The 11579-nt window shown below is 49.3% G+C and carries 8 protein-coding genes; all 8 read left to right on the top strand.

The genetic code is table 11. The features are described 5' to 3' along the window. Positions 1–336 precede the first annotated feature (336 nt). The 8 genes from MRBLPE1_RS27195 to MRBLPE1_RS27160 all read left to right on the top strand — a co-directional run bounded on the left by MRBLPE1_RS27195 (position 337) and on the right by MRBLPE1_RS27160 (position 11573). Positions 337–3441: a S8 family peptidase gene (locus MRBLPE1_RS27195; protein WP_364151782.1), complete on the top strand. Its 3105-nt coding sequence runs from the start codon at positions 337–339 to the stop codon at positions 3439–3441. A 129-nt stretch (positions 3442–3570) separates the two neighbouring features. Further along, positions 3571–3837, top strand: coding sequence for a DUF1146 domain-containing protein (locus tag MRBLPE1_RS27190; RefSeq protein WP_364151779.1), 267 nt, complete (start codon positions 3571–3573; stop codon positions 3835–3837). Positions 3838–4147: 310 nt separating this feature from the next. After that, on the top strand, positions 4148–5581 hold the full coding sequence (murA, locus tag MRBLPE1_RS27185) for a UDP-N-acetylglucosamine 1-carboxyvinyltransferase (RefSeq protein WP_364151777.1): 1434 nt from the start codon (positions 4148–4150) through the stop codon (positions 5579–5581). A gap of 195 nt (positions 5582–5776) precedes the next feature. After that, a complete protein-coding gene (locus tag MRBLPE1_RS27180) occupies positions 5777–6754 on the top strand; it encodes a LacI family DNA-binding transcriptional regulator (RefSeq protein WP_364151775.1) in 978 nt (325 codons plus the stop codon). A gap of 176 nt (positions 6755–6930) precedes the next feature. Further along, entirely contained in the window at positions 6931–8274 is a 1344-nt protein-coding gene (locus MRBLPE1_RS27175) for an ABC transporter substrate-binding protein (protein WP_364151772.1), read from the top strand. Between the two features lie 108 nt (positions 8275–8382). Next, a complete protein-coding gene (locus MRBLPE1_RS27170) occupies positions 8383–9267 on the top strand; it encodes a carbohydrate ABC transporter permease (protein WP_364151769.1) in 885 nt (294 codons plus the stop codon). Continuing rightward, complete coding sequence (locus MRBLPE1_RS27165) at positions 9267–10094, top strand: carbohydrate ABC transporter permease (protein ID WP_364152728.1); 828 nt, start codon at positions 9267–9269, stop codon at positions 10092–10094. Before MRBLPE1_RS27170 ends, MRBLPE1_RS27165 begins: the two co-directional genes overlap by 1 nt. Before the next feature lie 24 nt (positions 10095–10118). Beyond that, complete coding sequence (locus MRBLPE1_RS27160; RefSeq protein WP_364151766.1) at positions 10119–11573, top strand: glycoside hydrolase family 32 protein; 1455 nt, start codon at positions 10119–10121, stop codon at positions 11571–11573. The last annotated feature ends 6 nt before the right edge of the window (positions 11574–11579 follow it).

The following is an 11579-nucleotide window of genomic DNA, read 5'->3' as shown; positions in this document are numbered from 1 at the left end:
TCCCGAAAGGCCGTGAAAATGGACCTAGGAGACAGCCCCTTGTTTTTGGCTTTTCGGCTGCTTATGAAAACGGGGCTTATTATTGTTTCACGGATAAATGATGTGGGTAATGAGCATCAGGGGAGAAATGGTTCATGTAAGTAGTCGTTGAGACGTGCAGATCTTCCGGGACCGATGCTAACTCTAGTACATATTTACCGGGAAATAATAGTTTATGACGGACAATCTCTATCTTTTGACGTGCAACCGCAGGTTCATAGGACTATTGTCCTTTTGTCTGTGTGAAACAAGGGAAATGACGGCTCCGAAGAGAACTGATAATGATGGATTTTTTAAATGAAAGTGGGAACGGAAAATAACGGATTTGATATGCGAAGGCAGATTGCGATGATTAATCGAATGGAACCAAAACGGGTAGGGAAAAGGCAAAGGGCTGGCGGCGGAGAACAGACGGATAAGCCGTCTGCCGCCGTACCAAACAGGGCTGCGCGCTTGCGCAGGCAAGCCATCGCCAAGGGCGTGCTCGCGCTGCTGCTCGTGAGCGTCACGCTCGGGGGCATAGCCCCCGCAAGGCCCGCTCGCGCAGCGGTGCCTGCCGCGCTTGCCGCCGCAGGCGGCGTAACCGAGCAGCCGCAAAGCTGGCTGCTCAAATGGCGAAGCCCCGCGCTCGCGCATGAGCTGCGCGGGACGCAGGTGCTCCGCCGCCAGAATGAGGCGGCGGTCATGCTCGTACGTCCGGCCGATAAGGGCGCGGACGTGCAGGAATGGCTGCGCCGGCTGCGAAGCTTGCCGGACGTGGAGTATGTGCACCCGAATGCGGCGGTGCACATCCTGTCCCTGCCTGCGAGCGAGTCTTCGCAGGAGCCGCCTGAGCCCCTGCAAGCCGAGGCAGTGCCGGAGAGGGCTATTGTCCCGGTTGCTCCCGCAGCGAAGCTGGCAGCAGCCACTGCGCCTGCCACGGTGCCCGCCAATGACCCCGAGCTGACTAAGCAGCTTTATCTCGGTCAGATTGGCGCGAAAAAAGCGTGGGAAACCGTTCGCGAGCAGCAAGGGCTGACCATTGCGATCGTTGATACCGGCGTGGATCTCGATCATCCGGATCTGAAGGAGAATCTTGTTCCGGGCGCCAATCTGGTGAACCCGGGAAAACCTCCGGAGGATGACAACGGCCATGGCACGAGCGTAGCCGGCGTCATCGCGGCAAGAGGAAATAACGGCTTGGGCGTATCAGGCATCGTCTGGAAAGCCAAAATAATGCCGATCAAAGCGCTCGACCAGAGCGGGGACGGCACGGAACAGGAACTTGGCGAAGCCATTTTGTACGCGGTTCGCAGCGGTGCAAAGATCATAGTACTGTCCGTCGGCTTACATCGTTACTCCCCTTATATGCTGGATATCGTAAAGTATGCGGAAAGCAAAAACGTGCTTCTGGTAGCAGCCGCGGGCAATGACGGGGTGGCACTCGGGGAAAGGGCTGCGGTGAAGTACCCGGCAGCCTATCCAACCGTGCTCGCCGTTGGCGGCGTGAAAACGGACAACACGGTTGACGCACGTTCTAACCGGGGCACCGAGCTTGATCTTGTCGCGCCTTGGACTGTCTATACGACGGCTCTAGGCGGTCAGTATAAGAAGGAAGAAGGCACCTCCATGGCTGCCCCTCAGGCAGCGGCGGCAGCGGCTCTAATCTGGGCGCGCTACAAGAATCTGAAGCCCTACCAAATACGGGAGCTGCTGCGACAAACGGCCAAGGATATCGGCTCGACCGGCGCGGACAGTGCTTCCGGCTACGGCGTGCTGCAAATTGACCAAGCGGTGCGCTCCACGTTGCAGACAGACGGGTTCGAGCCCAACGACAGCCAGAAGACGGCTGCGAGGTTTCCGCTCGGCACACAGGTATCCGGCTTGCTGAAGGGGACCTCCGATCAGGATTGGTATCGCATCGATACGCCGTATGACGGTAAGCTGACGATTCAATACGAAGGGCTTGTAGCCAGCGGCAAAATTGTACCGCCTGTCCGCCTTACCCAGTATACAAACGGAGTAAAGAAGAGCACCGCAGATACGAAGCTGGCAAACCGATCGATCGAGTTTGATGTGAAAAAGGGCAATCACCTGATTCATCTCGAGCTGATCAACCAGAGCAGCGAGGATGAGCTTCCTTACCTGCTGACATCCGCCTTAACGATAAAACCAGATGATTATGAACAGAATGATAAGTCCTATGAAGCGTCTACGCTTCAGCCCCGTTCCCAGTCGATCACCGGCAATTTCCATCAAACCGCCGACCGGGACTGGTTTGCCGTGACTTTTACGCAAGGCGGTAAGTTTAGTCTCGTGCTCACTGCGAATACCGCACGCATCGATCCGGGGTTGGCGCTCCAAAAAGCGGGGCAGCAGCTCATGGCGTACGACGATGAAGGCGAAGGGGAGACGGAACGGTCGCCAGTCATAACTGTGACTCCTGGCAAATATTATATTCGTGTTCACAATGCGATCTCTTCCGAAGCAAGTCCGACTCTTGGAACCTACACGCTCAAGATGGACTATACGCCGAAATATGATGATCCGAATGAACCGAACGATAAATCCTATGAAGCCTTTATGATGAAATCCGGCACGGAGTATCTGGGTGTGATCGGCAGCTACGCCGACGTGGATTGGTTTCAATACCGCGTGGCGAGCCCGAGCATCATCAGCATGGCGATAACCGGCGTGCCGAGCGATAATGATTTGAATCTTCAGCTGTACGACAAACGTATGAAGCAGTTAGCGTCCGTTAGCACGGGAGCGAGCGGCAAGCTGCAAACGAAGGAGCTGCTGCTGCAACCAGGCGTGTATTACGTAAAACTGCTGGCGGAGACCCCTTTTGACAAGCAATATTACCGGTTAAAAGTAAAGTCGGAGGAGTTAATTGCCGGATTCAAGGATATTAAAGGCCACTGGGCGCAAGACCAAATTGTAGCGATGAACAAAAAGGGCATCATAAACGGAACAGGCAGCTACCGGTTCGAGCCAAAGCGTGCCATTACGCGAGCGGAGGCCGTGGCAATGGTCATGAAGGCCTATAAGCCGATTTCAACCGGCACATTGCCTGCCAAACGTTTTAAAGACGTTTCTGTTAACCACTGGGCTTATGATGCGATTGCAAGCGCCGTCGGTCAAGGGTGGGTAAAAGGCTTCCCGGGTGGCTCCTTTAAGCCCGATCAGCCGATTACCCGTGCAGAGATGGCGCTGATTATCGGCTATGCGGACGGCGTGCAGCCCCGGCTGCCGATTTCGGATCCGTTCGTTGACGTATCCAAGACGCATTGGTCGGCCCCCATGCTTTTTGCAATGAGGCTGAACGGGCAAATCGAAGGCGTGGAGTCGAATCGGTTTATGCCGAAGCAGCAAGCAAGCCGCGCAGATTTTACGGTGCTGCTTTACCGGGTCATTACCTAAAATTTCCCTAGAACAATTTGGCTTGCCGTTTCGTTTGAAGGAAGTTAGGGGATGTACGGACGGCTTGTTTGCCGCTTGCGTGCAGCACCGGCCTTTGATCCTAAAAGAAGGAGAAGCCAGGGAGGCAGCATGAACGTTGATAATGAGCTTTATCAAGATTTACAAACGTATACCGGCATGACCGGATTATTTTCTATCGTCATTGTTATTCTGAGCATTATTTTTGTTTGGTTTATCCTGCAGGAGGTAAAGTGGGAGACGTTTTTCCGTTTTCCGCGCAGTCCCAAAGCACGGATGTTTCAAGTCGTTACAGCCATAATTATGGGCCACTTATTGGCCAGGTTTATTTTGGAATATTGGGGTTATACCGTGCTTCTCAAAAGCTTTGTCGAATAACAAAAGCGAAACATGTCAACAATGGGTAATACATGGCGGACTCAAAATGACAGTGGCTTGCGAATAGGTATGTATTAAGGCCTGTTTTGAAATTGGAAACGTATTTTTCGACTGAAAAAGAGATGTTTCTGGAGAAAAAAGTCATAAATTGGCGAGGGAAGCGTGTACAAAAAGTGGCAATAATTTAACGCTTGTCGATTCATGTAATTGTTGATAAGATGAAGTTTGGGTAAAGTGAGCAATTCCAAATTATTCACGAATAGGTAATAGAAATGTAATAGAAATTGCAGTTCGCGGAGGGAACCATAAGATGACCAAAATTATCGTCCGCGGAGGCCAGCGTTTAACGGGAACGGTCCGTGTCAGCGGAGCAAAAAATGCAGTACTCCCCATTTTAGCGGCCTCATTATTGGCGACAGAAGGAGACAGCGTCATCCATGACGTACCCCTCCTCGACGACGTTATGACGATTCAGAAAGTGTTAGCCTCGTTAGGCGCACAATTATCCTATAACAATGAAACCATGCGCATTACCGCGCGGGCTATTACGTCTTTTGAAGCTCCCTACGAGCTTATCCGTAAAATGCGCGCATCCTTTCTCGTAATGGGACCGCTTTTGGGTCGCATCGGCAAGGTAAGAATCTCGCTGCCGGGCGGCTGCGCAATCGGAACTCGTCCGATTGACCAGCATCTCAAGGGCTTTGAGGCGATGGGCGCAGAAATTACGCTTGGCCACGGCTTTATTGAAGCCAGCACGAAGACACGGCTTAAGGGCGCGAAAATTTATTTGGATGTAGCCAGCGTAGGCGCAACCGAAAATATAATGATGGCGGCCGCTTTGGCGGACGGCACAACCATTCTTGAAAATGCAGCCAAAGAACCGGAAATCGTTGATTTGGCTAATTACATTAATGCAATGGGCGGCAAGGTTCGCGGAGCCGGTACGGGAGTTATTCGTATCGAGGGCGTAGACCGCATGTACGGCGCCGTGCATAATGTGATTCCTGACCGCGTTGAAGCGGGCACGTTTATGATTGCTGCGGCTATTACGGGCGGCGACGTTTTCGTAGAAGGCGCAATTGCCGACCATTTGACGCCGGTCATTTCGAAGCTTCAAGAAATGGGCGTAGAAATTACGGAGAGCGATAATGGAATCCGCGTACAATCGGGAACCGTTTTGAAATCCGTCGATGTCAAAACCTTGCCGCATCCGGGCTTCCCGACAGATATGCAATCGCAAATGATGGCACTTCTGCTTGTATCGGAAGGCACGAGCGTCGTTACGGAAACGGTATTCGAAAATCGTTTTATGCATGTGGATGAATTTCAAAAAATGAACGCTCAAATCAAGGTGGATGGACGCACCGCGATTGTCAGCGGAGGTTTGCCGCTAACGGGCGCAAAAGTATGCGCAACCGATTTGAGAGCGGGAGCTGCGCTTATATGTGCGGCGCTGCGCGCAGACGGCGAGACGGAAGTAACCGGCTTGCATCATGTGGACCGCGGATATGTCAATATTACGGGCAAGCTCGCTGCTCTGGGCGCGGATATCCATCGTGTCGAGTCCATTGAAGAAAGCATTTCTGCCGCTGCTTCAAACAAACAAAGCAATGCGTCATCGGCAGCACGGGATAAAGCATCCGTGGTTGCGATTTCCGCGGCGGTTTCAGAGACAGACAATGCTGTACCCTATAAGCGCGAGAAAGAAGTAGCTGTTCTTAAAGTACAGCCAACCTGGGCTTAACGGTAATAGAGATACGCAAAACGAAGAAGCTGTTTCAAATAAGCCGTAACTGGCCTATCTGAAACAGCTTCTTTTTATAGAATGGAACAGTGAGATTGCATAGACACGACAAGCTTTTGAACAGCAGAATGAGTATAATTTTACGGTTTAGTTCGCTATAATGGGTAGAACGACTGAACATGCAAAGGGGCAGCCATGGCAACGATACATGATGTGGCAAAATTAGCGAAAGTATCCGTAACGACGGTTTCCCGCGTATTGAATAATCGCGGTTATATTAGCGAGGCAACTCGGGCCAAGGTGTATAAGACCATGGAGGAGCTAAATTACCAGCCAAACGAAATTGCCCGCGCATTATTAAGAAAGCAATCTAACGTAATCGGACTAATCGTACCTAGCGTATCTCATCCTTTTTTTAGCGAGCTAGCGAACTATGTGGAAAACTATGCGTATGAACTGGGCTATAAAATGCTGCTTTGCAACTCGGAGCTTGATCCGCTAAAGGAAAAGGACTACATCGAAATGCTCAAGCGGAATCGTGTCGATGGCATCATTATGGGAAGCCACACCTTGCAGGTGGAAGAATACAAAAATTTAAGCTCGCCGATCGTGACCATTGACCGTCAAATCAGCGGTGAAATTCCGTTTATTTCCTCGGATAATTTTGCGGGCGGAGATCTTGCCGCGAAGCTGTTGGTCGATAAAGGCTGTAAAAAAATAGCGCATATATGCGGAAATCTGGAGCTGCGGCTGCTTGCAAACCAGCGGACAGAGGCCTTTCGGGCCGTGATGGAGGAGCATGGAATCGAGCACATCATCATACAGACCGATATGAATGTATTTGATCAAGTGCAATATGAACAAATTATCAATCAGTTGTTCAAAAATCACCCCGATATTGACGGCCTATTCGCAACGAGTGATATTATTGCTGCGTTCGCCGTTAAGGAATGCGCGGCTGCGGGCAAACGAATTCCGAAAGATGTGAGGATTATTGGCTACGACGACGTTAAGGCTGCCAGATGGATAACGCCGGAGCTGACAACGATAAAACAGCCGATTTCAGAGATCGGCAAATTGGCGGTCGATTTAATCGTGAAGCAGATGAACGAGGAGTTTTTCGAGACCGAAAATATTATACCGGTGTCTCTTATTGAGAGAGCAACTACATAGCATTAACCATGAAAAACCCTTATGAGATAAGGGTTTTTTTATTTTTAACATCATATGTCAATCGTTTGACATGTCAAACGATTGACATATGAATTTCACGAATATATAATACGTAATGAAAGCGGTTTACACGATCGGTAAGCCGCTTGTAAATTTATAGAATCGGGGGCAATGATATGAAATCTTTGAAGTGGATACAAGTGCTTGCGCTGTCGCTTATCGCTGTTATGGTTGTTACGGCATGCGGCAATTCCGGTAATACCGGTAATTCCAGCAATATCAGCAATTCCGGTAACGCAGGTTCATCTAATGAAAAATCAGAAGTGAAAATAACGCTGCTTAACTCTAAGGGTGAAATTCAAGCCCCGCTGGAAGAAGCGGCAAAAACCTTTAAAGAAGACTATCCGAACATAACGCTTGAAATCATACCTGTACCTGCTGGACAATCGCCTTTTGAGAAAGCATCGGCACTTTATGCCTCAGGAAATCCTGCGACCATTACGATGCTCGATACGGGTGACGTAGAGAAGTTTAAAGATCGCATACTAGACCTTAGCGGCGAGAAGTGGATGGCCGACGCGGTTGACCGCAGCACTTCGCTTACGACGTTCGATGGCAAAAACTACGCATTCCCGCTTGCCATTGAGGGCTATGGCTTCATTTACAACAAAGCGGTTGTAGATAAAGCGGTGGGCGGAACCTTTGATCCAGCAACGATTAATACAACAAACGCGCTTGAAGAACTGTTCAAAAAAATAGAAGCCTCCGGGAAAGCGCCGCTTATCATTTCGCCGATGGATTGGTCGCTGGGAGCTCACTACTTGCCGCTTGCTTACGCAGGTCAATCTGCTGATACTGCGGCGGTTGCGAAGTTTGTTGATGATTTGAAAGCAGGGACAGTCGATTTGGCAAGCAACGCTGTCTTTAACGGATTGATCGATACGTTTGATGTCATGGCAAAATACAACATCGATAAAGCATCGCCGCTATCCGGTACCTATGAGAGAGGTCCGGAAGTGCTGGGTAAAGGCGAGGTAGGCATTTGGTTCCAAGGGAACTGGGCATGGCCGCAAATCAGCAGCTTCGATACAGCTAGCGGCCAGTATGGCTTCCTTCCGGTGCCGGTGAGCAACAATGCGGATGATTTTGGCAATACACAAATTTCTTCGGCTGTTTCGAAGCGTTTGGTGCTCGACAAAGAGAAAAATACGGCTGAACAGCAAGCTGCTGCAAAAACGTTCTTGGAATGGATGGTATACAACGATAAGGGGCAAGACTTCCTTGTTAATAAAGCGAACATCATTCCAGCGTTTAAGAATGTTACGCTTGAAGCGAAGGACCCTCTTGCGAAATCGATTTCCGAGCATATCGCAAACGGCAAAACTCAAGATTCAATGAGCACGCTTCCTGCAGATCACTGGGCTAAGTTAGGTGCCGCGATGCAAAAATATTTGGCTGGCGCGGGTGATCGCGCGGAATTAACCAAAGAAATCGAAGATTATTGGAAAGCTGTTAAATAAACAGTTGCAGTAAGACAACGGCCTACCCTGCGAATGTGACAGGGTAAGCCGTTTGCTCTTATCTAAGTTTCGATTCACTAAAAAACATGCAGAATGCGAGGGACTATGATGATAACGGAAAAAGGGCTGTGGAATCGTTTGAGACTGCGGCTGCTGTTCACCGGACCTACTTTATTTGCTTTTCTAGCCGTAATGATAATTCCTTTCCTGTATGGCATATACTTGACCTTCACGAACTGGGACGGCATATCGACCACAAGCAGTCTGGTGGGGTTTGATAATTACTTGTCGGTATTCAAGGATACGGTGTTTTGGAAATCGTTTTTACTCACTTTGAAATATGTGTTCATTTCTGTCGCGCTTATAAACGCAGTTGCTTTTTTGCTGGCCTACGTGCTGACGGCAGGCTTGAAGGGGCAAAGTATTTTTAGGGCAGGCTTCTTCATTCCGAACCTGGTAGGCGGAATAGTACTCGGCTTTGTATGGCAATTTATTTTCTCCAACGTGCTCGTGTACTTGGGCAAAGAACTGAGTATCCCGCTGTTCAGCACTTCGTGGCTGGCTGATCCGAATAAAGCCTTTTGGACGATGATTATTGTTACGGTATGGCAATATGCAGGTTATATGATGGTGATTTATGTGGCCGGACTTATGAATGTGCCTAAGGATATTTTGGAGGCGGCCAGTATCGATGGAGCGAGCCTATGGACCAAAATGCGCAAAATGATTTTGCCGCTGATGGTTCCGTCATTTATCGTTTGTATCTTCCTATCTCTCCAAAGATGCTTTATGGTTTATGATTTGAACCTTTCTTTAACGAAGGGCGGACCGTTCAAAAGCACGGAGATGGTTTCGATGCATGTGTACGAGAAGGCCTTCTTATCGAGAGACTATGGAGTCGGCCAAGCGGAGGCTTTCGTTCTGTTCCTGCTTGTAGCTACGATTACCATTGCTCAGGTTTACTTTAGCAAGAAGCTGGAGGTTGAGGCGTGATGGAAAATAAAAATGGAGCACTTGCGTGGACGAAATTCATTGCCCTCCTCATTAGTTTAGTTCTTTTTGTCTTTCCTTTTTTGATGCTGCTGGTCAACTCGTTTAAGGAAAATAAGGCGATCACATCCAGTCCGCTGTCCTTGCCGGATAGCTTTAGCTTCGCCAATTATAAGAATGCTTTTGGCAAAATGGAGTATGTTTCCGCATTTACGAACTCGGTCGTTATCACGGTGCTAAGCGTCATACTGATCTCTTTTTTGGCAGCCATGACTGCCCACTATTTTGTAAGAAATCAAACAAAGCTGAATCAATACACTTTTTTCTTAATGGTAGCGGCAATGATTATTCCGTTCCAAGCCATTATGATCCCTCTCGTCAAAATATACGGCTCCATTGGTTTTTTGAACAGCAAATGGGCGCTTATCTATATGTATATCGGATTTGGCAGTCCGCTCGCGGTCTTTATTTACCATGGTTTTGTAAAAAGCATACCGGCGGAACTGGAAGAAGCGGCGCTTATTGACGGCTGTACCCGAACGCAAACCTTTTTCCGCATTGTTTTTCCGGTGCTGGCCCCAACGACGGTTACGATCGCGATCTTGAATGTGTTGTGGATTTGGAATGATTTTCTATTGCCGTCCTTAGTGCTGATCGCGCCGGCCGAGCGGACGCTGCCGCTGTCTACTTTCTATTTCTTCGGTACGTACACCGTTGATTACGGCCCGCTTATGGCTGGTCTTATGCTGACCATTTTGCCTGTGCTTGTAGTCTATTTATTTGCGCAGAAATATATTATCCAAGGGGTTATGCAGGGTTCGATTAAATAACAAGTAAGGGTTGGATGCATTATTTTGTACACGAGAGAAAATGCCGACACATTTATTGCAGAGCGTAAATATTTGTTGAAAGAACAGTATCGGCTGGGCTTTCATTTAATGAGCGAATTTGGGTGGATGAACGATCCTAATGGTTTTATCTATTATAACGGCGAATATCATATGTTTTATCAACATTATCCGTATCAACCGGTCTGGGGTCCGATGCACTGGGGGCATGCGGTGAGCCGCGACCTGATCACGTGGAGACATCTTCCTGTAGCGCTGGCTCCGGATCAGGACTACGATCGCGACGGCTGCTTCTCAGGCAGCGCGTTTGAGCGGGACGGGAAGTTGTATTTGATGTATACCGGCCATGTCATAACGGGACCGGATAAGGAAAACGATTTCCGCCAAAATCAAAACATAGCCGTATCCGAGGATGGCATTCGTTTTGAGAAGCTGACTAGCAACCCTGTCATCGGATCGGAGCAAATACCGGCGGAAATAAGCCAAAAGGATTTCCGGGATCCTAAGGTGTTTATGCGCGAGGGTATTTATTATTCGGTCATAGGCTCAAATGATGGGCAAGGCGCTGGCCTTATCTTATTATATCGCTCACAGGATCTTGTAAATTGGAGCCTGGTTGGCGAAATCGCCCGCAGCGATGGTCAACTGGGCGATAATTGGGAGTGTCCGGATCTGTTCGAGCTGGGTGGGCACGACGTGCTGGTGATGTCGCCGCAGCGTATGCCTGCGCAAGGAGACGACTATCATAATCTCCACTCCGCCACCTATATGGTCGGCCGATTGGATATCGAGCAAAGCAGCTTTTGTTATGAACGCTACGAACCAATAGACTGCGGCTTTGATTTTTATGCGCCGCAGACAACGATCGATGATAAAGGCAGACGAATCATCATGGGCTGGATGGAAACGTGGGAGACGGAAATTCCGACGCAGCTCGGCCATTATTGGGCTGGTGCGATGACGATGCCGCGTGAGGTTGTCATGGAAGGAAGGTCATTGCTGTTCAAGCCGCTGGAAGAAGCGAAGTCGTATCGGCATAACGCTTATGAGACAAGCAATGTTCTTTTGGCTGGCGTTAAAGATATGGAAGTGGGCGGAGACTGCTACGAGCTGGAGGTTGTATTCCGAGCCGATCAAGCGGAGGAGTTTGGCTTGAAGCTGCGGGTACGCGGCGGGGAAGAGACTGTATTGTCTTATCGTCAGAAGGAAGGGATCTTCCGCTTCAACCGTGATAAGTCAGGCATCGGTCTTGGCGGAGAGCGCAGAACAAAGGCCGCGCTAAAGGATGGTATGCTTGCTTTGAATATTTTTGTTGATAAATCTTCCGTCGAGGTATTTATACAGGGCGGCGAGAAGGTAATGACAGGCCGAATCTATCCAAGCAGCGATTCGTTAGGCATACAGGCGTATGCCGAAGGAATATGTTCTGTGGTATCCTTTAAAAAATGGGATATAAAGTAGGAGGGG

It is taken from the genome of Paenibacillus sp. LPE1-1-1.1, from assembly GCF_040676435.1.
Taxonomy (GTDB): Bacteria; Bacillota; Bacilli; order Paenibacillales; family Paenibacillaceae; genus Pristimantibacillus.
The sequence above is the reverse complement of the archived record's forward strand: the minus strand, read 5'-3'. Positions and strand labels throughout refer to the sequence as shown.

Excerpts from the sequence above, each read along its gene's own strand:
- MRBLPE1_RS27195 (WP_364151782.1), top strand. The coding sequence starts at position 337 with ATGAAAGTGGGAACGGAAAATAACGGATTTGATATGCGAAGGCAGATT.
- MRBLPE1_RS27170 (WP_364151769.1), top strand. The coding sequence starts at position 8,383 with ATGATAACGGAAAAAGGGCTGTGGAATCGTTTGAGACTGCGGCTGCTG.
- MRBLPE1_RS27190 (WP_364151779.1), top strand. The coding sequence starts at position 3,571 with ATGAACGTTGATAATGAGCTTTATCAAGATTTACAAACGTATACCGGC.
- MRBLPE1_RS27175 (WP_364151772.1), top strand. The coding sequence starts at position 6,931 with ATGAAATCTTTGAAGTGGATACAAGTGCTTGCGCTGTCGCTTATCGCT.
- murA (WP_364151777.1), top strand. The coding sequence starts at position 4,148 with ATGACCAAAATTATCGTCCGCGGAGGCCAGCGTTTAACGGGAACGGTC.
- MRBLPE1_RS27180 (WP_364151775.1), top strand. The coding sequence starts at position 5,777 with ATGGCAACGATACATGATGTGGCAAAATTAGCGAAAGTATCCGTAACG.
- MRBLPE1_RS27165 (WP_364152728.1), top strand. The coding sequence starts at position 9,267 with ATGGAAAATAAAAATGGAGCACTTGCGTGGACGAAATTCATTGCCCTC.